The organism is Bradyrhizobium sp. USDA 3240 (genome assembly GCF_054063295.1).
This window is the reverse complement of record NZ_JBSSGD010000002.1, coordinates 8,052,517-8,076,626: the sequence shown is the minus strand read 5'-3', so window position 1 is coordinate 8,076,626 and position 24,110 is coordinate 8,052,517. Positions and strand designations below refer to the sequence as shown.

Below are 24,110 nucleotides of genomic sequence, written 5' to 3'. Positions count from 1 at the left end.
GTTACACTTCAGCCCAGTGACGGATCAGGTTGTGATAAATCCCGGTCAATTTGACCGTTTCAGGGTCATCGCGGCCCAGCCGCTCCACCAGAGCCTGGATCGCAGTATCGAGATCAAAGATCAGGCTGCGCGCGTGGGCATCCCGTACCATGCTCTGCAGCCAGAAAAAAGACGCTACCCGCACTCCCCGCGTGACCGGCGTGACCAGATGCAAGCTGGACGCAGGATAAACCACGAGATCGCCTGCCGGCAGCTTGATTTCATGGGATCCATAGAGGTCCTCGATGACGAGCTCGCCGCCATCGTACTCTTCCGGCTCCGATAAAAACAGCGTGACCGACAGGTCGGTGCGGATCCGCATGCCTGTCAGCCTGTCGCCCCGCACCGCATTATCGACATGCAGGCCGAAATGGTGCCCGTCGCTTGCGGCATAGCGGTTGAACAAGGGTGGAAAGATTCTAAGCGGGATCGCCGCCGAGATGAAGCGCGGACTTGCCGACAGCGCCGACAGGATCCGGTTGCCGAGCTGCCGCGCGACTTCGCTGTCGGGCGGCAGCTGCTCGTTGCGCTTGACCATCGCGGACGCGGCACCCGCGGTCGAGCGGCCGTCCTCCCAATCGCTGGCATCCATGATGCGGCGGAAGTCCGCCACATCAGCCTTGCTCAATACATTGGGAATACAGACCAGCATCTCGTGCCGCGAAGCCTCCGTCAGTAACGCGCAGACACAACCAGATACGCAGCGCGTCCCGGCGCTTCGAGCACGAACGGTGCTGCGCTCTGGTACAGCGCGTCGTAGTAGCGCTTGTCGAAGATGTTGTTGACGAACAGCTTCACGGTCCAATGCTTGTCGATCTTGGCCTCGGCAAAGGCGTCGAAGCGCCAATAGCTCGGGATCGACGTGCCCTGGTTTGCCGCGAGGAAGGTGCCGCCGTACATCTTGGAACGATACACCGCCTGCCCGCCGATTTCCCACATATCGGTCAGTTGGTATTTCGAGAGCATGCTGAACGACTGATGCGCCACGTTGGCGAGCGGCAAGCCGACGTTCGAAGTGTACAGAATCGTGTTAGCCGGCGGAATATTCGATTTGGTCACCTCCGACTGCATTAACACGAGGCCACCGAACACGCTCCACTTGTCGGTGATCTTGCCGCCCACTCCGAGGTCGATGCCCCGGATGCGATAGGCCGCGCCTGCGCTGATGCAGGAGACAGTTCCGGTCGTACCAGCCGGATAAGGACATGCGGCGGTTGCAGTCGCCGCGGTGACGTTCATGGATTCGCGCGCGTTCTCCTTCTCAGTCTGGAACAGCGCCGCCGTAACCAGCAAATGACGATCGAACAACTCCCACTTGGTGCCGACTTCAATCGCCTTGTTTTTCTCCGGCCCGAATATCTGGTTTGGATTGCCGTTGAGAACTGGCGCGATGCCACCATACTGAATGCTCGTGCCGTCAAACTCCGCGCCGACGGGGTTGGATGACGTGGCATAGGCGGCATAGACGCTCCCGTTCGGCAACGGCTTGAGCGTCAAGCCGAGGTTGAAGTTCGGCATGCCGTAGTCTTGCTGTTGCTGACCGAAGACGTTCGCGACACCATTGACCGTACCATAGCCGCTGGTCTTGATGGTGTAGTCGTCATAGCGGACGCCGCCATTGAGGATGACGAAGTCGTTGTAGTTGGCGGAATCCATCACGTATCCGCTCACGGTGTCGATACCGATCTTGGTCGGCCGTCCGCTGAGGCTCGCGCTGTTCGTAAACGGGATGTTTGTGTATTGCGGGTTGAAGACGCTGACACCGGAGAGTGAGCCGCTCCCTGTGAAAGACGATGTACCGGTGGTTATTTCGGAGGCAAGGCCAGTGAAGCTGTCGATCGAAGACCGCTCGTTGTCGTATTCGACGCCCGCCGTCGTCGTGTGTTTGAAGCCGAGCCCATCGACCGATTTGTAGGTCGCCTCGGTCTGGTTGGCGAACACGTCGGTAACCTGGAAGCGGCTCTGCGGGTTGGCGCTCAGCGTATATGCTGTGAACGGTGCACCCGCGGCCAGCGTCGGCGATTCCGGCAGCGTGCCGATGTATTTCTGGGTCGAACGCGATTCGCGGATCTTGTTGCTGATCGTCAGGTCCGGCGTGATCTGCACCTCGGCGTTGATCGTGCCGATGTCCTGCCCGGTCCTGAAGAAGTCGCGATTGACGAACCCGTAGAAATTGTTGCGGTTGACGCCGAAGTCCGGGAACGGGCCGCCGGCCGTGCTCGCCGTGCTCGGCCGGTAGTACGGCACGCCGAAATCCGGGATACCAGTGAGTTCGGTGTGGATGTAGTTGCCGCTGATCTTCACCGCATCGACCGGCTTCCAGGTCGCAGCGACGAAACCACCATCGCGATTGTCGGTGACATAGCTGCGGCCGGCGACGCCGGCATCCTGGAACAGGCCGCCGGCGCGGATCGCCAGCGTCGGGCTGATCACCTGGTTGACATCGAGCGTCACCCGCTTGGTGCGATCGGTGCCGAACGAGGTGTCCATGTTGTAGAAGCTGTTCTCGGTCGTCGCCTGCTTGGTGACGATGTTGATCGCGCCGCCGGTCGTGCCGCGCCCCGCGAAGGACGAGCCCGGGCCGCGCAGGATCTCGACCTGCTCGGTGAAGAAGTTCTCGCGGACACTGACGCCGGCGTCGCGCACGCCGTCGATGAAGATATCGTTGCGCGCATCGAAGCCGCGGATGAAGAAGCGGTCGCCGAAGGCATTGCCGCCCTCGCCCGTACCGAGCGTGACGCCGGCCGTCGACAGGATCGCCGATTTCAGCGAGGTGGCGTTCTTGTCCTCGAGCACGTCCTTGGTCAGTACCGTGACCGACTTCGGCGTGTTCAGGATCGGCTCGGGATACTTCCCGGAGGCCTGCAAACGGTCGCCCTTGTACGGCGCGGCCGGATCGGCGTAGCGGTCGCGGTCAGCGGGAAGACCGCCGGCGTTGGGAAACGGCACTGGCGCCTGCTGGGCCTGCTGATTGCTGCGGCGTGCGGCGCGGCGCAACGCGTTGCGGGCGCGGACCTGGTCCGACGTGGGCTTTGACGTGACGGGCCGCGGACGCGCGACCGGGGCGTCCACATTCACCGGCGGCAGGCTGGATTGCTGCGCCTCAGCCCCAGAAAACGACGCCACCGCGATCAGGCTCGCGACAGCGGAGACCTTCGTGGCGGAACAACCCGTATCATCAGCCGAACCGATCGCCGCATCGAAGCGCAGCGATCTCGGCGCCTTCACATTGCTCATTTCTTGCACGCCCCCAGAAAAGCAAGTCCGTTCGCAAAATCACCGTGCGACGAACTGTCTCTTTCGGTTATCGAGCGCGACTTTCTTTGTCAATGCGAACAGCGCCACAGTTGGCTTGAATCGCCCCAATTCAAAGCGATTCTAATCTGTGGTTTGAAATCGTTCTAAACTCCAATTTTTAAGCGTTCTAATAATCGTTCTAAACTAGTACCAAGGCGTCTCGCCAATCACTCGGCGCTTGGAGGCTTCATCAGCGAGAACAGCTCGTCGATGGTCCGCTGCGCGACCTGCCGCACGCGGTCGCTGTTCTCGAGACCGGCGATATTGACGCCGCCAACGACCGCTTTGATCTCGTCGCGGAAGTCGGTGAGAAAGCGCAGCGGGTCACGCTGCTCGTTGGCGACGCGCGCGATCAACCCGGTGACCAGGATCTGGCATGCCATCATGCGTCCGTTCAACTCGTCCATCGCTGCCCTCATCCTCTCGCATCGTCGCTGCGCGATATGAACGACATCCCGCAGCGTTTCAACCACGTCGCGCAAGCCGCACCAGGTGAACGGATGGAGAGCAGGTCTGGACGCGGCGAGGCGCGCGCTATTTCGCGGCGATGTGCCCGGCATCCTCGCCGAGCGCCTTGATGCGATCCTTGACCTCGCGCAGCGTGGCCAGTCCGCTCTCGACATGCTTGTCCGATACGTCGCGGAGCACGTCGCCGGCGATCTCATCGCGCAGACTGTCGAGATCGTCGACGAGGCGGCGCCCGCTCTTGGTCAGGAACAGGCGATTGGCGCGGCGATCCCTGGGATCGGGACGGCGTTCGAGCAGGCCATGTTCGACGAGGCGGTCAAGCAGCCGCACCAGCGAGATCGGCTGCAACTCGAGCACGTCGGCGAGATCGACCTGGGACAGTCCCTCCTGCTCGCGCAGGCGGAAGAGCACGATCCATTGTGCGCGCGTGGTGCCTCGCGCCTTGGCGCGATGATCGATATAGTTGCGCAGCAGCCTGGAACTCTCGACGAGCTGCGCAATGAACTGGCGTTTGAGATCGCGCGACATGGGGGTCCTCGGAGCGTTTCCCGGGCGGAATGTTTCTGCTCGTTTCTGACCTAAACCTTTCCAAATGTTTAGGATTCTCAAGCCTTGGTGTGTTTACACATTAAGTGCACGCATATTATATCCGCAAGCTCTGTGAACCGTTTCGATCACCCTTTATTGTTACGTCGAGCCCAAGAGTCCGCATGTCAAAGTCACGCACCATCGGTTGGGTCTTAGTGATCGCTGCGGTTGGCGCGGCCGGTTATTTCGGCTGGCAGAAACACACGAACGACCTGCAGGCGGCTGAAGCCGCGCAGAAGCGGTCCGCCCAGCGCCCGGCCGTGCCGGTCAAGATCGCGCCGGTCGAGAAGGCCGACTTCCCGGTCTACCTGACCGGTCTCGGCACGGTGCAAGCGTTCAACACCGTCCAGGTCCGCACCCGGGTCGACGGCCAGATCACCAGGATAGCCTTCAAGGAAGGCCAGTTCGTCAAGGCGGGCGACACGCTGGTCGAGATCGATCCGCGGCCCTATCAGGCGGCGCTCGACCAGGCCAAGGCCAAGAAGGCCCAGGACGAGGCCAACATCGCCAACGCCAATCTCGACCTGCAGCGTTACACCAAGCTCGGCGAGTTCGCGACGCGCCAGCAGCTCGACACCCAGCGCTCCACCGTGGCCCAGCTCACGGCCCAGATCGCGGCCGATGACGCCGCCATCTTCAACGCCCAGACCCAGGTCGATTACGCCACCGTGAAGTCCCCGATCGACGGCATCGTCGGCCTGCGACTGGTCGATATCGGCAACATCGTCAACGCCTCGGCCCAGACCGGCATCGTGACGATCACCCAGATCGAGCCGATCACGGTGATCTTCACCGCACCGGAAGACCAGCTGCCCGATATCAAGGCTGCACTGGCTGTGGCGCCGCCCAAGACCATTGCCCTGACCACCGACGGCAAGCGGGTGCTGTCCACCGGCGCGCTTGCGCTGATCAACAATCAGGTCGACACCACCAGCGGGACTGTCCGGCTGAAGGCGGTGTTTGATAACAAGGACCATGCGCTGTGGCCGGGCCAGTCGGTCTCGACCCGGCTTCTGGTCAGAACGTTGAAGGATGCCACTGTCGTCCCGGATGACGCAGTGCAGCATGGCACCGAAGGCCTGTACGCGTATTCAGTCAATCAGGAGAACAAGGCCGAGCTTCGCAAGCTCAAGGTCAGCCAGTCGATCGACGGCAAGTCGGTGATCGAGGATGGCCTGTCGCCGGGACAGCAGGTGATCACGGCGGGCCAGTACAAGGTCTCGCCAGGAACCCTGGTGACGACGGCGGTGGCGAGCACGGACCGGTCCCAGTCGAAGGTTACGCAGGAATGAGCGACGGAATTTCCGCACCATTCATTCGCTTCCCGATCGGCACCTCGCTGCTGATGGCCGGCATCCTGTTCGTCGGCCTCGTCGCCTATCCCCTGCTGCCGGTCGCGCCGCTGCCGCAAGTCGACTTCCCGACCATCCAGATCACCGCGACGCTGCCGGGCGGCAGCCCGGAGACGATGGCGAGTTCGGTCGCCCAGCCGCTGGAGCGCCAGTTCGCGCAGATCCCCGGCATCGCGCAGATGACCTCGACGAGCTATCTGGGCACGGCGTCCGTCACGATCCAGTTCGACCTCAACCGCTCGATCGACGGCGCCGCCAACGACGTGCAGGCCGCCATCAACGCCGCCAGCGGCCAGTTGCCGAAGAACCTTCCCTCGCCGCCGACCTATCGCAAGGTCAATCCGGCGGACGCGCCGATCATGCTGCTGTCGGCGACATCCGACACGCTGCCGCTGACCACGGTCAGCGATTCCGTCGACGCCCAGCTTGCCCAGCAGATCAGCCAGATTTCCGGCGTCGCGCAGGTCATCATCGGCGGCCAGCAGAAGCCGTCGGTTCGCGTCCAGATCGACCCGGCCAAGCTGGTCGCGAAAGGCGTGTCGCTTGAAGACGTCCGCGCGGCGATCAACATCGCAACTGTCGACAGCCCGAAGGGCAATATCGACGGCGCCACCCGCGCCTACACCATCTATGCCAACGACCAGCTGCTCACGGCGGAGCCCTGGAACGACGTCATCATCGCCTATCGCAATGGCGGCCCGCTGCGCATCCGCGACATCGGCCAGGCCGTGACCGGACCCGAGGACGCCAAGCAGGCGGCCTGGGCCAACGGCAAGCGCGGCGTGTTCCTCGTTGTCTTCAAGCAGCCCGGCGCCAACGTCATCGACACCGTCGACAAGATCAAGGCCGCGCTGCCCCGGCTGGTCGCGGCCATTCCGCCGGCGGTCAAGATCGAGGTCATCAGCGACCGCACGACCACGATCCGCGCCGCGGTGGAGGACGTCCAGTTCACCCTGCTCCTGACCATCTTCCTGGTCGTGATGGTGATCTTTGCCTTCCTGCGCAGCTTCTGGGCCACCGTCATCCCGGCAGTGACCGTGCCACTGGCGCTGCTCGGCGCCTGCGCGCTGATGTGGATCTTCGGCTACACGCTCGACAATCTGTCGCTGATGGCGCTGACCATCGCGGTCGGATTCGTGGTCGACGACGCCATCGTGATGCTGGAGAATATCAGCCGCTACATCGAGGAAGGTGAGCGGCCGATGGCCGCCGCCTTCAAGGGTTCCAAGGAAATCGGCTTCACCATCGTCTCGATCAGCATCTCGCTGGTCGCGGTGCTGATCCCGCTGCTGCTGATGGGCGGCATCATCGGCCGCCTGTTCCGCGAATTCGCGGTGGTGCTGGCGATGACCATCTTCGTCTCGATGTTCGTGTCGCTGACGCTGACGCCGATGATGGCCTCGCGCTTCCTGCGTGCCCACAATGAGGAACGGCACGGTCGTCTCTACAAGCTCAGCGAGCGCGGCTTCGACGCGATGCTGCGCGGCTATCAGAGCGGGCTCGACCTCGCGCTGCGCTGGAAGTTCACGACCCTGATGATCTTCTTCGCGACGCTGGCGCTGTCGGTCTACATGTTCGTCATCATCCCGAAGGGCTTCTTCCCGCAGCAGGACGTCGGCCTGATCACCGCGACCTCGGAGGCCAACCAGGACATTTCGTTCGCTGAAATGAAGGGTAAGCAGGAGGAGCTCAGCAAGATCGTCATGCAGGATCCCGGCGTGGCGACGGTGGCGATGGCGATCGGCGGCAGCGGCCGGGCCGGCAACAACGGCAACATGTTCATCACGCTCAAGCCGCTGAACGAGCGCGATGCCAATGCCCAGCAGATCATCGCCCGCCTGCGGCCGAAGCTGGAGAAGGTGCTCGGCGCCCGGCTGTTCATGCAGGCCGCGCAGGACGTCCGCCTCGGCGGCCGCCCGACCCGCACCCAGTTCGAGTTCACGCTACAGGACGCCAACCTCGCCGAGCTGAACGAATGGGCACCGAAGATTCTCGGCAAGATGCAGACACTGCCGCAGCTGCGCGACGTCGCCACCGACCAGCAGACCAACGGCACCACCGTCGAGCTGAAGATCAACCGCGACACCGCCTCGCGCTATGGCATTCAGCCGCAGCTGATCGACGACACGCTCTATGACGCGTTCGGCCAGCGCCAGGTCACGCAGTACTTCACCCAGCTCAACAGCTACCACGTCATCCTTGAGGTGCTGCCGGAGTTGCAGGGCTCGATCGATACGCTGAACAACATCTACATCAAGTCGCCGCTAACCGGCGAACAGGTGCCGCTGTCGACCTTTGCGAAATGGACCAGCACACCGGTGCGACCGCTGTCGATCAGCCACCAGGGCCAGTTCCCGGCGATCACCATCTCGTTCAACCTGGCGCAGGGTGTCGCGCTCGGCCAGGCGACGGACGCGGTGCAGAAGGCGATGATCGACCTCGGCGCGCCGCCAACCCTGAGCTCGAGCTTCCAGGGCACCGCGCAGGCGTTCCAGCAATCGCTGTCGACCGTGCCGCTGTTGATCCTGGCGGCGCTCGTGGTCGTCTACCTGATCCTCGGTATTCTCTACGAGAGCTACATCCACCCGATCACCATTCTGTCGACGCTGCCCTCGGCCGGCGTGGGCGCGCTGGCGATTCTGATGGCCGCCGGCTTCGACTTCTCGCTGATCGCGCTGATCGGCATCATCCTCCTGATCGGCATCGTCAAGAAGAACGGCATCATGATGGTCGACTTCGCTATCGCCGCCGAGCGCGATCAGCACATGGAGCCGGTGGCGGCGATCCGCCAGGCCGCCCTGCTCCGCTTCCGCCCGATCATGATGACCACGATGGCCGCGATGCTCGGCGGTGTGCCGTTGATGTTAGGGACCGGCACCGGCTCCGAAATCCGCCAGCCGCTCGGCTACGCGATGGTCGGCGGCCTGATCGTCAGCCAGGCGCTGACATTGTTCACGACGCCCGTGGTTTATCTCTACCTCGACAGGCTCTCCAACGCGTTTGCGAACTGGGGCCGCTCGCCGCGCGCCGAGCACGATGCCGACGACGGCGAGGACGGATCGGTCAAGCAGGCCGCCGAGTGACTTGACTTTTGCCCCATACCGGCACACCCGAAAGGTGTTCATTTCGGAGCCGGTATCGTGAAGATTGTCGCAAAGTCGCTCATCGTCCTGTTCACCGTGCTCGGCATGGTCGGCCTTGGCCACGCCCAGACACCCAAGGCGAAGAATTCACCCGCGCCGGCTCCGGCAGCTGCTCCGACCGCTCCGCAAGGCGATGCCGCATCCCCCAACAATACGGGCTGGGTCGCGCGTTGCACCAGCGCGAGCCGCGACGCGCCGCTCGAATGCGCGATGGAGCAGACGGCTGTTCTCACCAAGACCGGCCAGCTCATCGTGCTGGTCAATATCCGCGTTCCCGGCGACACGCGCGCGCCGGTTGCGCTGATCCAGCTTCCGCTCGGGCTGAACCTGCCCGTCGGCGCCAAGCTGCAGGTCGACGACGGCAAGGCCGTCGACGTGCCGATCCAGACCTGCGAGGCGCGCGGCTGCTACATCAATGCGCCGATCGCGCCCGACGTGCTGGCCCAGTTGAAGACAGGCAAGCAGCTCAAGGTGTCGTTCCAGAATCTTGGCAAGGAGACCATCAGCATCCCGATGCCGCTCGCAGACTTCGCGACGGTGTACGACAAGATCAAGTAAGGCGCGGAACTCCCTCCGTCATTGCGAGGAGCGAAGCGACGAAGCAATCCATGCTTCCGTTGCGGCGCCGTGGATTGCTTCGCTCCGCTCGCAATGACGCCGGGAAGGACTCGCCTACTGCCGCGCCATCTGCGCATTCCCGACGCCATCGCCATCGAGCTTCTGGTCGTCATGCATCACGACCGACACCTGCAACAGCCTGCCGGTGAATTCGAACGGCGCCGCGTAGTGCGAGACCGGGCTGCCGCGATCGCGTCCGATGTCGAGCCCGGACCACGAGATGAAATTGTGGAAACCGAGCTGGGTCTGCATCGACCCCACCGGCTCGCCGTCGATCGTCAGCGTGTATTCGGTGACGCCGGTCCGCGCGCCCTTGGCCGGCGGCTCCTTGCGCAGCAGGCGCTCGACATGCACGCCGAGCCGGTGCGCGCCCGCAGGCACCTTGCGGCTCGAGGTGACGAGCTCATGGCCGCCGCCGACATTCAAATCGTGCACCAGGAGGCCATCCTTGATGTAGAGGCTGTAGCCCGAGGTGGCGTCGCCATGCGCGATCAGCACGCCGCTCGCGCCCTCGGCAATCTCGACATGTGCCTCGATGGTGTAGCTGCGGCTGCGCACGTCGGGCGCGACATCGGTCGGCACGTGGCCCATGCCGGCATGAAAGGTGAACTTGGTCCGCGCGCCGTGAAAGCGCGCCGCGTTCTCGGCAAAGCGCGGCCCGAAACGATCGTCGAGCGGCAGCACGTTGTGCGCCTCGGCCTCGCTCCACCACAGTCTTGTCATCTGCTCCAGACGCTCGGGCTCCTTCGCTGCGAGGTCGTCGACCTCGGAGAAGTCCTGATCGAGATGATACAGCTCCCATGTGTCGTTCTCGAACGGCGTGCCGGAGGGGTGAAACGACACCGCCTTCCAGCCATCCTTCCAGAGACCGCGATGGCCGAACATCTCGAAATACTGCGCCGATGTCTTCGACGGCGCCGAGGCGTCGTCGATCGAGCGCGCAAAACTCTCGCCTTCCAGCGGCATCTGCGGACAGCCCACGATCTCGGCCGGCGCGGAGATGCCGATCAGATCGAGCAGCGTCGGCGTCAGGTCGCAGGCGTGGACGAACTGATGACGCAGCTCGCCTTTCGCCTTGATGCGCTTCGGCCAGCTCATCACGAAGGGATCGCGGATGCCGCCGCCATGGGTGTTCTGCTTGTAGCGCCGCAGCGGCGTGTTCGAGGCCATCGCCCAGCCGTGCGGAAAGTTCGAGTGCGTGTCCGGCCCGCCGATGTCGTCGATCCGCAGCAATTTCACCGGCAGCGGCTCGGGCCGGAAATTATACGGCCCCATCGCGTTGACGAAGCCGAGCGGCCCGCCCTCCTGGCTCGCGCCATTGTCGGACATCACGATGACCAGCGTGTTGTCGCGGATGCCGGCCTTGTCGAGGAAGACGATCAGCCGGGCGAGATGCCGGTCGGCATGGTCGAGCATGCCGGCATAGGCCGCCTGCAACCGCGTGAACACGCGCTGCTCGTCGGCGGAATGCGCATCCCACGCTTTCACGCCGTCGTTTCGCGCCGGCATCCTGGTGGCTTCAGGCACCAGCCCCATCGCCTTCTGCCGCGCCATCCGCTGTTCGCGCTCGACGTCCCAGCCATGGGCAAAGCTTGCGTCATAGCTCTTGATGATGTCGGCGGGTGCCTGATGCGGCGCATGGCAGGCGCCGAGCGCAAGCCAGGTCAGCCACGGCAGATCGGGACGATCGGCCACGTGATCGGCGATGAAGCGGATCGACTGGTCGACCAGATCGGTCGTCAGATGATAGCCGCTCTCGTAAGTCCCCGGCGGATCAATCTGCGTGTTGTCGGATACCAGCTCCGGCGCATATTGATCGGTCTCCGCGTCGAGGAAACCGTAGAAGCGGTCAAAGCCCCGGCCGAGCGGCCAGCCGTCGAACGGACCGGTGGCGCCGCTCTCGGTCAGCGGCGTGACGTGCCACTTGCCGACCATGTAGTTGCGATAGCCGTGCTGCCGCAGCATCTCGGCAAGCGTCCCCGCCTCGCGCGCGATCTTGCCGCGATAGCCCGGATAGCCGGAATCGAAATTGGCGAGGCACCCGACGCCGACCGAATGATGGTTGCGCCCGGTCAGCAGCGCCGCGCGCGTGGTCGAGCACATCGCGGTCGTGTGGAAACCGCTGTAGCGCAGGCCCTCGGCGGCGAGCCGGTCGATGGTCGGCGTCCGGATCGGTGAGCCGTAGCAGCCGAAATCGGAGAAGCCGACGTCGTCGAACAGCACGACGAGGATGTTCGGCGCACCGGCCGGCGGCTGGCGCGCATCAGGCCACCATGGCTTCGAGGTCGCAACCGTCTTGCCGATGCTGCCGCCGAACGGCGGCGTCCGATGCTCGCTCATGGCGCTCTCCCTGTCCTCGCCGCGGTTGGCCTGCGGCCCGTACCGGCACGGTGCGGCCGGATTGCTTCAAATGATAATCCGAATTATGATTATGAAAATCAGGAGACGCAAGCGCAAATGCCGCGGCTTTCAGCCCAGTTCGACCTTCCCGGCGTCACCCCCTCGCGCCAGAAGCGCAGCCGTGAGACGACACTGGCGCTGCTTGAAGCCGGTGCCGAGCTGTTGCGGACAAGAAGCCTCGCGGAGCTGTCGATCGAAGCCTTGTGCAGCAAGGTCGGCGCCACCGTCGGCGCCTTCTACAGCCGCTTCGAGAGCAAGGAAGCCTACTTCAACGCCCTGATCGCACTCGCCGCGCAGGACGGCGCGCGGCATCTCGCCCGGATGGACAGTCCCGCCGGCAATCTCGTGCTCGATGAGCTCTGCCGCCGCGTCGTGTCGGGTGTCATCGGCTGGATCCGCGCCCATGAAGGCGTGCTGCGCGCCGCGCTCCAGCACGACGACACCCGGCCGGACAAGTGGACCACGTTCAAGAGCCTCGCACGCGCGACCACCGAGCACGCCACCCCGCTGCTGCTGCCTGCGATGGGCAAGGGCCGCAAGGCGGCGAAGACCCGCGCCATCGCCTTCGGCTTCCAGGTCGTGCTGGGCACGCTTGTCAACGCGATCCTCAACGATCCCGGCCCGCTCTCGCTGCGCGACAGGGAGATCGAGCAACGGCTGGCCGATTGCCTCGCGCTGCTGCTGAAGGCCGAGATCAGATAGCGCGCGGCAGACCTTGGCCTGCCGCTATCGCTCGCGCTTGTAGAGAAATGCGTTGTCCGGCTGCGGCATGCCGATGGTCTTGTAGAACCCGATCGAGTCGGGCGCCGACAGCAACAGGCACATCGATTCAGGTCCGGCGTGGCGCCGGGTTTCCGCGATCAGGCGCTTGCCGATGCCATGCCCCTGAAATTCACGATCGACCGCAAGGTCCGACAAATAGCAGCAATAGGCGAAATCGGTCAGCGCGCGCGATACGCCGACGAGCCGGTGCGCCTTGCGCGCCGTCACGATCAGGTTCGCATTGGCGATCATGCGCGCCATCCGGTCGGCATCCGCCAGCGGCCGCCGCTCGCCGAGGCCCGACTGGCGCAGCACCTCGATGAATTCGTCGACGCCGATCGACGGCTCGCGGGCATAAAGAATTTCGTCCATCACCTTAAACCTCTGTCGCAACAGGCTGCACCACAGTCGCGAGACCATGGTGGATTACGCCGCGCTGATCCACCCTCGATGCCGTCATGGCACACGTCGCGCCACGAGCGGTCCCGCTTCAGGCGCAGGTCCGCCCGGCAAGTCGTTAGGATTTGGAGGATGATCGCGCCACTGAGGCAGATTGGCTGGGGAACCTGGATTCGAACCAAGACAAACAGAGTCAGAGTCTGTTGTGCTACCGTTACACCATTCCCCAAGAATTGTCCGTGGTATCAACAACTTAGTTGGACGACTGGACATCTCGGTGCAGCGGGTTCGCCTGCCAAATCAGCGCCCGCGCGAGTGCGACCTTCTACCCGCTTGGTCCCACGCTTGGCAAGCATTGATGGTGTGGAACGGGCGTGAAAATCGCAGCCGAAAGCGAGCGATCAGCGTCGGCCAGAGGCGTTACATTTCAGCGAGCAGTTCAAGCAGCACTTCGGGGCAGGCTGCAAGCAGGGCTCCAAGGCCAAGTCCTACGGTGCCGAGCGCGATGGCACCAATCCAGCCGTGCCACCCCCATCCAAGGACCGCGCCCATCAGGGTTGCCGCCCCAACCACGAGAACGGTCCAGATCAGCCGCATTACGACCAGCAACGCCTTGATCATCGCGATCCACGGCTCGACACGCGCGGACGCGAATGGAAACGCCGCGCTTCGGGGTTCTCCGGTCGAGGACTCTATTTTGGGTCGGCGCCGCGCGCGGCACGTTCAACCACGGCGGCGTGATGCGCTCTGACAAAGCGCCGCACCACCCGAGCCGCGAATGGCCTGCCGTTTGGCCTCAGTACAGCCCGCTCGGACTGGACTGCATGACCGCACGGCCCGCGTCCGGCGGGATGGCCTGCTGGGTCCCGTTGATCACGTCGGTGCCGGCGACCAACGTCGGATCATAGAACGGCGGTGCCTGGCCCGGCTTGAAGGCCTCGAGCACCACGCCCCGGTTCTGACCGGACGAGGCACGCAGGCCGGTCTTGGCATCGACCAGCACCAGCCGGATGCCGACCGGCTGCTTGAACGGGGTGGCGGGCTTGTCGGCCAGCGCGAGCTTCAGGAAGTCGCGCGCGATCGGCGCCGCGGTGTGGCCGGCCTGCGCGTTGCGGCCGAGCGAGCGCGGCTTGTCGTAGCCGACATAGAGACCGACCACGAGGTCCGGCGAGAAGCCGACGAACCAGAGGTCCTTCGCCTCGTTCGAAGTGCCGGTCTTGCCGGCGAGCGGCTTGCCGACGTCCTTCAGCGCAGTGCCGGTACCGGCCTGAATCACACCCTCCATCAGCGAGGTGATCTGGTAGGCGGTCATCGCGTCGAGCACCCTTTCGCGGCGGTCGACGAGCTGCGGCTCGGGCTGGCTCTTCCAGCCTTCCGGCGCGTCGCAGCCGCGGCATTCGCGCTGGTCGTGCCGGAAGATGGTGTGGCCGTAGCGATCCTGGATGCGGTCGATCAGGGTCGGCTTCACGCGGACGCCGCCATTGGCGATCATCGAATAGGCCGTGGCCATCCGCATCACCGTGGTCTCGCCGGCGCCGAGCGCATAGGCGAGATAGTTCGGCAGCTCGTCATAGACGCCGAACCGCTTGGCATACTCGCCGATGACAGGCATGCCGATTTCCTGCGCCAGCCGCACCGTCACGGTGTTGAGCGACAGGCGGAGCGCGTTGCGCAGCGTGACCTGGCCCTGATACTTGCCGGTGGAGAAGTTTTCCGGCCGCCAGATGTTGCCCTGCCCCTGGTCGATCTCGATCGGGCCGTCGATCATCACGGTCGATCCGGTGTAGCCGTTGTCGAGCGCCGTCGAATAGACGATCGGCTTGAAGGTCGAGCCTGGCTGCCGATAGGCCTGCGTCGCGCGGTTGAACTGGCTCTGGTCGAACGAGAAGCCGCCGACCATCGCGAGCACACGGCCGGTGTGCGGATCCATCGCCACCATCGCGCCCGACAGTTCGGGGATCTGGCGCAGCCGGTACTGGCCCTCGACCACCTTGCCGTCCTTGAACAGCGGATCGGCGTAGATCACGTCGCCAGGCTGCAGCACCTGCGAGACCGCGGTCGGCGTCTTGCCCTTGGTCCTCGCCCAGCGCACGCCGTCCATCGTGATGATGCCGGTCTCGCGCTGCTTGCTGATGGCTCCGCCGAGCTCGCGGCCGGGCTGGAAGCCGATCCGCGCCGACTGGTCGTTGCTCTCCAGCACCACCGCCATCCGCCACGGCGAGATGTCCGAGAGCGACTTGATCTCGGCGAGCGGGACGCCCCAGTCGCTGGTGAGGTCGAGCTTCTGGATCGCGCCGCGATAGCCCTGTTGCTCGTCATAGTTCACGAGCCCCGCCACCATGGCCTTGCGCGCCATCACCTGGACCTTGGGGTCGAGCGTGGTGCGCACCGACAGGCCGCCCTCATAGAGCTTCTTCTCGCCATAGCGCTCGAAGATGTCGCGGCGGACCTCTTCGGAGAAATATTCGCCGGCGAAGGTGTGCGCGCCGTTGCTGCGGTTGGTGACGGTCAGCGGATCCTTGCGCGCCTTGTCGGCGTCGGCAGCGGTGATCCAGCCGTTCTCCTGCAGGCGGTCGATCACGTAGTTGCGCCGCTCGATGGCACGCGCACGGTTGCGCACCGGATGCAGGCTGGCCGGCATTTTCGGCAGCGCCGCCAAGTAGGCAGCTTCCGAGACCGTCAGTTCGTTGACCGACTTGTCGAAATAGACCAGCGAGGCCGCCGCGATGCCGTAGGCGCCGAGGCCGAGGTAGATCTCGTTGAGATAGAGCTCGAGGATCTTGTCCTTGGAATAGGCCCGCTCGATTCGCATCGCCAGCAGGGCTTCCTTGATCTTGCGGGTGAACGACACCTCGTTGGTCAGAAGGAAGTTCTTGGCGACCTGCTGGGTGATCGTGGAAGCACCCTGCGGACGGCGGTTGGAACCGAAGTTCTGGATGTAGGAGACGCCCGCGCGCGCCATGCCGGTATAGTCGATGCCGCCGTGCTCGTAGAAATTCTTGTCCTCGGCCGCGAGGAACGCGTTGATCACGAGCTTCGGCACGGCCTGGATCGGCAGATACAGCCTGCGCTCCTTGGCGAATTCGCCCAGCAGCGATCCGTCAGCCGCATGCACCCGGGTCATCACCGGCGGCTCGTAGTTCTGGAGCTGCGAATAGTCGGGCAGGTCCTTGGAGAAATGCCAGAACAGCCCTGCGACCGCGGCGAGACCAGCCAGGAACAGGATGGTTCCTGCGGTGAACAGGAACCCGAAGAACCGCAACAGAAATTTCATCGACCAGATTTTCCGTGGCGAATACGTCGCTCGTTCTGAGTGCGCTGCCTGCCACTTAGGCCGCCCGGTATATCGGTCGCACCATGGACCTGCAATTCAACACGGGAGAATTAAAGCGCGCCAGGCGTCAAACTTATGCCATAGAGCCCGGCTCGCGCGCGCTGCCAAATCAGGCCCTCCCAGCTGTTCGGACGCTCCGCAGGACCGCATTGGCCTCGAGCCCTCCGTCCTCCGATTCGCCGGCGCGCCCGGCGGACGGCACGTCGGTCTCCAATCACGGCACCTGCGCGGCGAGCCGGTTGCGAAAGAAAAGCGCAGGCCGGACCGAGCGGTTTCACTACCCGGCTGCCGTTCCAGGCACCGTGTCGTCAGAAACCGGTGGACAGTGCCGGCGGGCCGCCAGGATTAATGGTCTATTAACCATAACTACCGCAAGTTGTTGCCATACACGCGACTCGCGAGGGCTGGTTTGCATGGCACTGCGCGGATTTAGACGACCTTTTGCGGCCGACCCGAATGTCCTCGGATTTCCGAGACCCCCACATCGGCGATGGGCACCGAGGCCTTGGACCTCGTCTATCAGGCGGCGGACCTGTTCCGCAGCATCGAGGACCGGGCCCGCGCCGGCGAAGCGCGCGCCGAGGCCGCCGAACAGGCGCAGCTCGAAATCATCGCCGCCACCGAACGCAAGCTGAGGGACGCGTCCCGGGCGCTTGAAGAGGCCCGACGGCGCATCGAATCCCAGCAGGAGCAGCTCGATGCGGTCGAATTCCGAGCCCAGGCTGCGGAAGCCGAGGCGCGTGAAGCCAGGCAATCGCTGGCCCTGATCGAGGATGCGATCCGCCGGCGCCTGCTGCTCACAAGCGGGCACGACGACGGCAGGTCGACGGCCGTCGCCTGACGCACGACCGGCTTTGCAAGCGGTCCCTGCCCGGCCGTCCGCATGCGACCGCGCATCGGCAATCAGTAGCCGCCGGCAAGCCCCGAGTTGCGGCGCGGATCGTTCGCCCCATAGAAGCGATTATTGCCGACCGGCTTGCCGCCCAGCGACGGCGCCCCGATGATGATGACCGCGAGGTGATTGGCCGGCTGCGGCGGACCGAACGTCTGGCCCATGCCTTCCAAAATCTTCCGCGTGTCCGGCGATAGCGTGAAGTCCTCGAGGTTGGTCAGGTCCGGCAGCCATTGCTGGTGGAAGCGCGGCATGTCCACGGCTTCCTGTGCGTTCATGCCGTAGTCGATGGCGTTGATCATCGTCAGCAGCACGGCCGTGATGATGCGGCTGCCGCCCGGCGTCCCCACCACCATGACCGGCTTGCCGTCCCTGGTGACGATGGTCGGGCTCATCGAGGACAGCGGACACTTGCCGGGGACGATGGAATTGGCCTCGCCCTGCACTAGGCCGTAGAGGTTCGGCACGCCGACCTTGGCGGTGAAGTCGTCCATCTCGTCGTTCAGCAGTACGCCGGTCTTGGCCGCGGTCACCTTGGCGCCGAACCAGTCGTTGAGCGTGTAGGTGACCGACACCGCGTTGCCGTCCTTGTCGGCGATCGAATAATGCGTGGTGTTGCTGCCCTCATGCGGCGGAACGCCGGGCTTGATGTCCTTGGACACGCCGGCCTTGGCCGGGTCGATCACGGCGCGGATCTTCGCGGCGTAATTCTTGTCGAGCAAACGCTCGAGCGGATTCTTCACGAAGTCGGGGTCGCCGAGATAGCTGTTGCGATCGACATAGGCGTGGCGCATCGCCTCGATCTGGTAGTGCACCGCCTGCGCGGAATGGTAGCCGAGCTCCTTCAGCGGGTAGCCCTCTAGGATGTTTAGGATCTCGCAGATCACGACGCCACCCGAGCTTGGCGGCGGCGCCGAGACCACGTGGTAGCCGCGATAGTCGCATTCGACCGGCGCGAGCTCGCGAACCTTGTAATTGTCGAGATCCTCCTGCGTGAGCAGGCCCTTGCCGGCCTGGCTCGAGGCGACGATCGCCGCCCCCACCCAGCCCTTGTAGAAGCCGTCGGTGCCGCGCTTGCTGATCTCGCGGAGCGTCTCGGCGAGCTCGTGCTGCGTCAGCCGTTCGCCGGCCTGAAACGGTTTGCCGTTGTTGAGGAAGATCGCGCCCGAGGCCGGATCGTCCTGAAAATCCTTGGTCGAGGTTTCCAGCATGCTGACGTCGCCCTGGTCCAGCACAAAGCCGTCCTCGGCGAGTTGCAGCGCCGGCGCGATGACGTCCGCGCGCTTCATCGTGCCGTATTTCTCGCGTGCATATTCCATGCCGGCCACCGAGCCGGGCACGCCGACCGCGAGATGCCCCTTGGTCGACAGGCCGGGAATGACGTTGCCGTCCTTGTCGAGATACATGTTCGCGGTGGCGCCCTTCGGGGCGGTCTCGCGGAAGTCCAGGAAGGTCTTGCGGCCGTCGGCAAGCTGGATGGTCATGAAGCCGCCGCCACCGAGATTGCCGGCGGCAGGATAGGCCACCGCCAGCGCGTAGCCGACCGCAACCGCAGCGTCGACCGCGTTGCCGCCCCGCTTCAACACCTCGATGCCGACCTGCGTCGCGAGATGCTGCGCGGATACCACCATGCCGTTTTCGGCGGCGACCGGCGCAACCGAGGCGGCGCGGCCAGGGGCTGACGCCGTGACGCCGATCGCGACAAGGACCGCGACCATCCATCGCGCGCCCGTTCGTGGATTTCGCATTGGAGTTCCCCCGATTTGCGCCGTCTGGGTGCGGCGCATGTTGCTTCTATCGGAGCGAGCAAGTGTAGCAGGCTGCGCGCCCGCGCACTACAGGATCGTCGCGCCGCATCAGTCTTGACTTTCCGTCAGCCCGAGGCGCGCGCGGCGGCTTGCCCGGCGAAATCCAGCACCGGCGTCGCAGCGAGCAGCGCTCTGGTATACTCGTGCTGCGGACGGTCGAACACGTCGTCGCGCGACCCTTGCTCGACGATACGGCCGCCCTGCATCACCACCACGCGGTCGGCGACCTGCTCGACCGCGGCGAGGTCGTGGCTGATGAAGAGGCAGGCAAAGCCGTATTGCGCCTGCAGACGTTCGAACAGCTTCAGCACCTGGGCCTGGATCGTCATGTCGAGCGCGGAGACCGGCTCGTCGGCGACCACGAAGGACGGATGCCGCACGATCGCGCGTGCGATCGCGATGCGCTGGCGCTGACCGCCGGAGAGCTCATGCGGCCACCGCTGGGCGAAGCCGGCGAGCCCGACCTCGTCGAGCATGCTGGCCACGCGCCGGTCGCGCTCGCTGGATGACAGCTCCGGGACATGCCGCAGCGGCTCGGCGACAATCTCACCGACGCGCATGCGTGGGTCGAGCGACGAATACGGATCCTGGAACACGAGTTGCGAGGCCAGACGGAACGCGCGGTCGCGCGTCGCGATCACGTCCCTGCCCTGAAAGCGGATCTCGCCGGCGGCCGCCGGGATCAGCCGCAGCATCGCGCGGCCGAGCGTGGTCTTGCCTGAGCCGCTGCCGCCGACCACGGCGACGGTTTCACTGGCGCCGATCTCGAGGTCGACACCATTGATCGAAGCAACATCGGCATCCCTGCGGAACAGGCGCTGCCGCCCGCCGAACGCGACCTTCAGGCCACGCACGCTGATCAGCGGCTCGCCGGCTGCGCGGGGCCCGGTCGCGGCGCGCCGCCGCGGCAGCGCATCGACGAGTTGACGCGTGTAAGCCTCGCGTGGCGCGGAGAGGATCTGCCGGACGCTGCCGGTCTCCACCAGTTTGCCTTGCCGCAGCACGACCGCACGCTGCGCATAGCGCGACACCAGGCCGAGATTGTGGGTGATCAGCATCACCGCGGTGCCGTGATCGCGCGCCAGTTCGACCATCAGGTCGAGCACCTCGCGCTGGCTCAGCGTGTCGAGCGCGGTGGTCGGCTCGTCGGCCAACAGCAGCTTTGGCTTCAAGAGCATCACCGAGGCCAGCATGATGCGCTGGCGCATCCCGCCGGAGAATTCGTGCGGATAAGCATCGAAGGTCCGCTCGGGATCGCGTATCTGCACCCGCGCCAGCATGTCGAGGCAGCGCTGCCTGATCTCGCCCCGCGTCAACCTCTCGTGCAGGGCAAGGCCCTCGGCCATCTGCGCGCCGACGCTGATCGCCGGATTGAGCGACACCATCGGCTCCTGGAACACCATGCCGACCGAGCGGCCGCGCAACGCGCGCATACGCCGTGGCGCGATATCCGCGAGATCCTCGCCGTCGAGCCGGATCGCGCCGCCGACCCGCCGCAGACCGGGCGGCAGCAGGCCGAGAATGGCGCGCGCCGCGGCGGTCTTTCCGCTGCCGGATTCACCGACCACGGCAAGGAATTCGCCGCCCTCGATCGCAAACGACACATCGTCGACGACGACAGCGCCGGTCCGGGCAGCCTCGATGCGCAGATGATCGACGGTCAGCAGTGGTGCGGTCATCCGTGCGCCATCCTGGGATCGAGGCGATCGCGCAAGGAGTCGCCGAGCAGATTGATGCCGAGCAGCGTCAGCGCGATGCATAGTCCCGGCGCGATGCTGAGCCAGGCCGCGGTCTCCATATACGGCCGGCTCGCCGCCAGCATGTTGCCCCAGGTCGGCGCCGGCGGCGGCACGCCGAGACCGAGGAAGCTCAGCGCACTCTCGGCCAGCAGCACCCAGCCGAACATGCTGGTGGCGAGCACCGCCACCGGTGCGATCGCATTGGGCAGCACGTGGCGGAGCATCGAATAGAGTTCGGAGTTGCCGATCACCCGCGAGGCCTCGATATATTCCTTCTCGCGGATCGACAGCACGGTGCCGCGAACCACACGCGCGACCGACGGGATGTAGGCGAGCCCCAGCGCCAGCACGAGGCCGGACTTGTTGGCGCCGATCACGATCATCACGGCGAGCGCCAGCAGGATGCCAGGAAAGGCCAGCAGCGCGTCGTTGACGGCCATGATGATGCGATCGGTCCAGCCGCGCAGATAGCCCGCGACACCGCCGATCAGCACGCCGACACCGACGGCAATCAGGACGGTGGCGAGCGCCACCACGACGCTGGCGGCGGCCCCTGCCATCAGCCGGCTCAGTACGTCGCGGCCGAATTCATCGGTGCCGAACCAGTGCAGCGCGGACGGCGCGTGCAGCCGCGCCTTCAGATTGATGCGCAGCGGATCGAACGGCGTCCAGAACGCGGCCGTCGCGGCTGTGCCGAGCACGAGCCCGATCAGCGCGCCGCCGATGACGGTGTTGATGCGCCATTTCATGCCACGGTCACCCTTTTTATGCCACCGCCACCCTTGGATCGAACAGCGGATAACAGAGATCGACGATCAGGTTGACGACGACATAGATCACCGCGGTGAACAGCAGGGAGCCCTGCACCACCGGATAGTCGCGCGCGAAGATCGAATCGACCAGCAGCCGTCCGAGCCCCGGCAGCGTGAACACGGTCTCGATCACGGCGATGCCGCCGAGCAGATGGCCGAGCACGAGGCCAATCAGCGTCCAGGTCGGCGCAAAGGCGTTCGGCAGCACATGGCGGCCAAGCACCAGCCATTCCGGGACGCCCTTGGCGCGCGCATGCGTGACGTATTCGAGCCGCAGCACCTCGATCGAGGCCGCCCGCGCCATCCGCGTCAGCACGCCGATCTCGACCGCGGTCAGGGTGACGATCGGCAGCACCATGAACAATGTAGCCTGCCAGACATTTTCCGAGAACGGCACGTAGCCGATCACCGGCAGCCATTTCAGCTTCAACCCGAACAGCAGAAGCAGCAGCAGGCCGAGCCAGAAGCTCGGGATCGACAGCAGGAGCGTAGCGCCGCCGACGATCGCAAGATCGAGCGCGCTGTTCTGCTTCCAGGCCGCGACGAGACCCGCCACGACCGCGATGCAGGCAGCAAGGCCGACCGCCACCACCACGATGGTGGCCGAGACCTGGAAACGCTCCAGGATCAGCGGCAGCACCGGAAGGTTGTTGGTGATGGAATGGCCGAGATCGCCGGTCGCAAGCTTGCCGAGCCAGTACAGGAATTGCAGCGGCACCGGCTGATCGAGCCCGAGCTGCGCGCGCAGTTGCGCGGCCTGCGCCGGATCAGCGTTGTCGCCGAGCATCACTTGCACCGGATCGCCGGGGATCAGGCGCACCAGCGTGAACACCGCGACCGCCACCAGCAGTAGCGTCGGGATCGTCATGGCCAGCCGTCGTGCGAGGTAGCCCAGCATCGCCGCGATCCCTCCCCTACTGCAGGCTCACGCCCCAGAAGCGCGGTTGTCCGAACAGCCAGCCGGCAAATCCCTTGACGTTGTTGCGCAGGGCGGCGATCTCGGCGCCGTTGAACAGGACGATCATCGGCACGTCGTCGATGAAGCGGCGGTGCAACTCGTCGAACAGTCGTTGGCGCTTCGCCTTGTCGTCGATCATCATCGACTCCTGCAGCATCCGCTGCGCCTCCGGATCGTCCCAGACCTTGCGCGGCTGCGTCCCCTTCGGCCCCATCAGCATCTCGAAGCTGAGCGACGGGTCGAGCCGCGGCGAGTAGACGAAGGCCATCGACTGGTAATCGCCGCGGTTGTAGCGATCGAGCTGGGCGGCCCAATCCAGCACCTCGATCTCGATATTGATGCCCGCAGCCTGCGCCATCGCCTGCACCAAAACGGCGGAATCGAACACGTAGCTGTAGCGCTTGTTGGCGATCATCTTGATCGGCTGGCCGTGGTAGCCGGCCTGCGCGAGCAGCTTCTTGGCTTCCGCGATATTCTGCGTGTAGCCTTGGGCCTCCACCTCGCCATAGAATGGACTTCCGATCGGCAGCGCCGAATTGTTGGCGCGCGCGATGCCCTCCATGACCGCGTCAATGATCTGCGGCGTGTCGAGGCTGAGCGCGATCGCCCGCCGGATCCGCACGTCCTTGAGCAGGGGATCGCGGGTCTGGAACAGGATGCCGGTGAGACCGAGCGCGGGCGTGATGCTGAGCTGCACATCCGGCCGCGTCTTGAGGTCCTCGACATCGGGGATCGCAAGATTGCTGATCGCATCGAGCGAGCCGGACAAGAGGCCCGCCTTGGCCGCCGAACCGTCGGGAACGACGTTGAACCTGATCCGGTCGACTTGCGCGATCTTGGCGCCGGTATAGCCGGTGCGCGGCTCGCTGCGCGCGGCATAGCCCTCGAAGCGCACCAGATCGACGTACTGGCCGCGCTTCCATTCGCCGAGCTTGAAAGGTCCGGTCCCGACAGGCGCAATCCACTTGCCGTCGGGCCCGACCGAGTCGGGCTGGATGATGGCGGTCTGCCCGCAATCGGGCCGCGCCAGTGTCGACAGGAACAACGCCGTCGGCCGGTCCAGCGTGATCGCGACCGTCTGCGCGTCGGGCGCCTCGATCTTCTGGATCTGGGCGATGCCGGTTGCGCCGAATTCGGACAGGCAGCGCCATTGCGTGGCGGGATCGAGCCAGCGCTTCAGCGACCAGATGACGTCGTCCGCAGTCATGCCGGCGCCGTTGTGGAACTTGACGCCTTGCCGGAGATGGAAGGTGTAGGTCTTGCCCTCGTTCGAGACGGTCCAGCTGTCCGCCAGCATCGGACCGATCGAGGTATCGTCACGAAACGCGACCAAGCCCTCGACGATATGCGCCATCACGCCGTCGGTATTGGCGTCCCGGTTGGTGCCGGGATCGGTGGAGCGGATGTCGGCGTTCAGTCGAGTCCGCAATAGCGTCTCGGCATCCGCGCGCAGCGGCGCCACGGTCAGCATCGCCGACAGTGCCAGCAGGCCGACCATCAT

18 protein-coding genes and 1 tRNA gene are annotated in these 24,110 nt (G+C 64.9%); 5 read left to right on the top strand and 14 right to left on the bottom strand.

Annotated features, from left to right (window positions below):
• Position 1 precedes the first annotated feature (1 nt).
• The 4 genes from ACVIGA_RS38455 to ACVIGA_RS38440 all read right to left on the bottom strand — a co-directional run bounded on the left by ACVIGA_RS38455 (position 2) and on the right by ACVIGA_RS38440 (position 4,332).
• Positions 2-691: a Fe2+-dependent dioxygenase gene (locus ACVIGA_RS38455; RefSeq protein WP_456670128.1), complete on the bottom strand. Its 690-nt coding sequence runs from the start codon at positions 689-691 to the stop codon at positions 2-4.
• A 20-nt stretch (positions 692-711) separates the two neighbouring features.
• A complete protein-coding gene (locus ACVIGA_RS38450) occupies positions 712-3,276 on the bottom strand; it encodes a TonB-dependent receptor (protein ID WP_456670127.1) in 2,565 nt (854 codons plus the stop codon).
• A 227-nt stretch (positions 3,277-3,503) separates the two neighbouring features.
• Positions 3,504-3,743, bottom strand: coding sequence for a hypothetical protein (locus ACVIGA_RS38445; RefSeq protein WP_092085525.1), 240 nt, complete (start codon positions 3,741-3,743; stop codon positions 3,504-3,506).
• Between the two features lie 127 nt (positions 3,744-3,870).
• On the bottom strand, positions 3,871-4,332 hold the full coding sequence (locus ACVIGA_RS38440) for a MarR family winged helix-turn-helix transcriptional regulator (protein ID WP_223973131.1): 462 nt from the start codon (positions 4,330-4,332) through the stop codon (positions 3,871-3,873).
• A gap of 182 nt (positions 4,333-4,514) precedes the next feature.
• On the opposite strand from ACVIGA_RS38440, the gene ACVIGA_RS38435 reads away from it, so the two are divergent.
• The 3 genes from ACVIGA_RS38435 (at position 4,515) to ACVIGA_RS38425 (ending at position 9,445) form a co-directional block, all read left to right on the top strand.
• Positions 4,515-5,684, top strand: a complete 1,170-nt coding sequence (locus ACVIGA_RS38435; protein WP_456670126.1) for an efflux RND transporter periplasmic adaptor subunit — start codon at positions 4,515-4,517, stop codon at positions 5,682-5,684.
• Positions 5,681-8,827 (top strand): efflux RND transporter permease subunit, encoded by a 3,147-nt coding sequence (locus ACVIGA_RS38430; RefSeq protein ID WP_456670125.1) that lies wholly within the window; start codon positions 5,681-5,683, stop codon positions 8,825-8,827. Before ACVIGA_RS38435 ends, ACVIGA_RS38430 begins: the two co-directional genes overlap by 4 nt.
• 105 nt (positions 8,828-8,932) lie before the next feature.
• Positions 8,933-9,445, top strand: coding sequence for an invasion associated locus B family protein (locus ACVIGA_RS38425; RefSeq protein ID WP_456670979.1), 513 nt, complete (start codon positions 8,933-8,935; stop codon positions 9,443-9,445).
• A 114-nt stretch (positions 9,446-9,559) separates the two neighbouring features.
• Here the strand turns inward: ACVIGA_RS38425 and ACVIGA_RS38420 are convergent, their stop codons facing one another.
• Complete coding sequence (locus tag ACVIGA_RS38420; protein WP_456670124.1) at positions 9,560-11,845, bottom strand: arylsulfatase; 2,286 nt, start codon at positions 11,843-11,845, stop codon at positions 9,560-9,562.
• A 117-nt stretch (positions 11,846-11,962) separates the two neighbouring features.
• On the opposite strand from ACVIGA_RS38420, the gene ACVIGA_RS38415 reads away from it, so the two are divergent.
• Positions 11,963-12,607 carry a TetR/AcrR family transcriptional regulator gene (locus tag ACVIGA_RS38415; protein WP_456670123.1) on the top strand — a complete coding sequence of 215 codons (645 nt, stop codon included), beginning with the start codon at positions 11,963-11,965 and terminating at the stop codon, positions 12,605-12,607.
• 24 nt (positions 12,608-12,631) lie between these two features.
• On the opposite strand, the gene ACVIGA_RS38410 is transcribed toward ACVIGA_RS38415, so the two are convergent.
• From ACVIGA_RS38410 to ACVIGA_RS38395, 4 genes are all read right to left on the bottom strand, one after another.
• Positions 12,632-13,039 (bottom strand): GNAT family N-acetyltransferase, encoded by a 408-nt coding sequence (locus ACVIGA_RS38410; protein WP_375783610.1) that lies wholly within the window; start codon positions 13,037-13,039, stop codon positions 12,632-12,634.
• 182 nt (positions 13,040-13,221) lie between these two features.
• Positions 13,222-13,295, bottom strand: a tRNA-Gln gene (locus tag ACVIGA_RS38405).
• Between the two features lie 191 nt (positions 13,296-13,486).
• A complete protein-coding gene (locus tag ACVIGA_RS38400) occupies positions 13,487-13,687 on the bottom strand; it encodes a hypothetical protein (protein WP_456670122.1) in 201 nt (66 codons plus the stop codon).
• Positions 13,688-13,862: 175 nt separating this feature from the next.
• Positions 13,863-16,340, bottom strand: coding sequence for a penicillin-binding protein 1A (locus tag ACVIGA_RS38395; RefSeq protein WP_456670121.1), 2,478 nt, complete (start codon positions 16,338-16,340; stop codon positions 13,863-13,865).
• Between the two features lie 550 nt (positions 16,341-16,890).
• On the opposite strand from ACVIGA_RS38395, the gene ACVIGA_RS38390 reads away from it, so the two are divergent.
• Positions 16,891-17,241, top strand: coding sequence for a hypothetical protein (locus ACVIGA_RS38390; protein ID WP_456670120.1), 351 nt, complete (start codon positions 16,891-16,893; stop codon positions 17,239-17,241).
• Positions 17,242-17,303: 62 nt separating this feature from the next.
• On the opposite strand, the gene ggt is transcribed toward ACVIGA_RS38390, so the two are convergent.
• The 5 genes from ggt to ACVIGA_RS38365 form a co-directional block, all read right to left on the bottom strand.
• On the bottom strand, positions 17,304-19,010 hold the full coding sequence (gene ggt / locus ACVIGA_RS38385; protein WP_456670119.1) for a gamma-glutamyltransferase: 1,707 nt from the start codon (positions 19,008-19,010) through the stop codon (positions 17,304-17,306).
• Between the two features lie 155 nt (positions 19,011-19,165).
• Positions 19,166-20,779, bottom strand: coding sequence for an ABC transporter ATP-binding protein (locus ACVIGA_RS38380; RefSeq protein WP_456670118.1), 1,614 nt, complete (start codon positions 20,777-20,779; stop codon positions 19,166-19,168).
• A complete protein-coding gene (locus ACVIGA_RS38375) occupies positions 20,776-21,588 on the bottom strand; it encodes an ABC transporter permease (protein ID WP_456670117.1) in 813 nt (270 codons plus the stop codon). The genes ACVIGA_RS38380 and ACVIGA_RS38375 overlap by 4 nt, the downstream gene beginning before the upstream one ends.
• 16 nt (positions 21,589-21,604) lie before the next feature.
• Complete coding sequence (locus ACVIGA_RS38370) at positions 21,605-22,549, bottom strand: ABC transporter permease (RefSeq protein ID WP_456670116.1); 945 nt, start codon at positions 22,547-22,549, stop codon at positions 21,605-21,607.
• Between the two features lie 16 nt (positions 22,550-22,565).
• Positions 22,566-24,107, bottom strand: coding sequence for an ABC transporter substrate-binding protein (locus ACVIGA_RS38365; RefSeq protein WP_456670978.1), 1,542 nt, complete (start codon positions 24,105-24,107; stop codon positions 22,566-22,568).
• Positions 24,108-24,110: the final 3 nt, after the last annotated feature.

Bases quoted from the DNA above. Each gene is read 5' to 3' on its own strand.
- ACVIGA_RS38430 (WP_456670125.1), top strand. From the start codon at position 5,681: ATGAGCGACGGAATTTCCGCACCATTCATTCGCTTCCCGATCGGCACC.
- ACVIGA_RS38370 (WP_456670116.1), bottom strand. From the start codon at position 22,549: ATGCTGGGCTACCTCGCACGACGGCTGGCCATGACGATCCCGACGCTA.
- ACVIGA_RS38420 (WP_456670124.1), bottom strand. From the start codon at position 11,845: ATGAGCGAGCATCGGACGCCGCCGTTCGGCGGCAGCATCGGCAAGACG.
- ACVIGA_RS38375 (WP_456670117.1), bottom strand. From the start codon at position 21,588: ATGAAATGGCGCATCAACACCGTCATCGGCGGCGCGCTGATCGGGCTC.
- ACVIGA_RS38380 (WP_456670118.1), bottom strand. From the start codon at position 20,779: ATGACCGCACCACTGCTGACCGTCGATCATCTGCGCATCGAGGCTGCC.
- ACVIGA_RS38455 (WP_456670128.1), bottom strand. From the start codon at position 691: ATGCTGGTCTGTATTCCCAATGTATTGAGCAAGGCTGATGTGGCGGAC.
- ACVIGA_RS38410 (WP_375783610.1), bottom strand. From the start codon at position 13,039: ATGGACGAAATTCTTTATGCCCGCGAGCCGTCGATCGGCGTCGACGAA.
- ACVIGA_RS38450 (WP_456670127.1), bottom strand. From the start codon at position 3,276: ATGAGCAATGTGAAGGCGCCGAGATCGCTGCGCTTCGATGCGGCGATC.
- ACVIGA_RS38365 (WP_456670978.1), bottom strand. From the start codon at position 24,107: ATGGTCGGCCTGCTGGCACTGTCGGCGATGCTGACCGTGGCGCCGCTG.
- ACVIGA_RS38415 (WP_456670123.1), top strand. From the start codon at position 11,963: ATGCCGCGGCTTTCAGCCCAGTTCGACCTTCCCGGCGTCACCCCCTCG.
- ACVIGA_RS38435 (WP_456670126.1), top strand. From the start codon at position 4,515: ATGTCAAAGTCACGCACCATCGGTTGGGTCTTAGTGATCGCTGCGGTT.
- ACVIGA_RS38400 (WP_456670122.1), bottom strand. From the start codon at position 13,687: ATGATCAAGGCGTTGCTGGTCGTAATGCGGCTGATCTGGACCGTTCTC.
- ACVIGA_RS38390 (WP_456670120.1), top strand. From the start codon at position 16,891: ATGGGCACCGAGGCCTTGGACCTCGTCTATCAGGCGGCGGACCTGTTC.
- ACVIGA_RS38395 (WP_456670121.1), bottom strand. From the start codon at position 16,340: ATGAAATTTCTGTTGCGGTTCTTCGGGTTCCTGTTCACCGCAGGAACC.
- ggt (WP_456670119.1), bottom strand. From the start codon at position 19,010: ATGGTCGCGGTCCTTGTCGCGATCGGCGTCACGGCGTCAGCCCCTGGC.
- ACVIGA_RS38425 (WP_456670979.1), top strand. From the start codon at position 8,933: ATGGTCGGCCTTGGCCACGCCCAGACACCCAAGGCGAAGAATTCACCC.
- ACVIGA_RS38440 (WP_223973131.1), bottom strand. From the start codon at position 4,332: ATGTCGCGCGATCTCAAACGCCAGTTCATTGCGCAGCTCGTCGAGAGT.
- ACVIGA_RS38445 (WP_092085525.1), bottom strand. From the start codon at position 3,743: ATGGACGAGTTGAACGGACGCATGATGGCATGCCAGATCCTGGTCACC.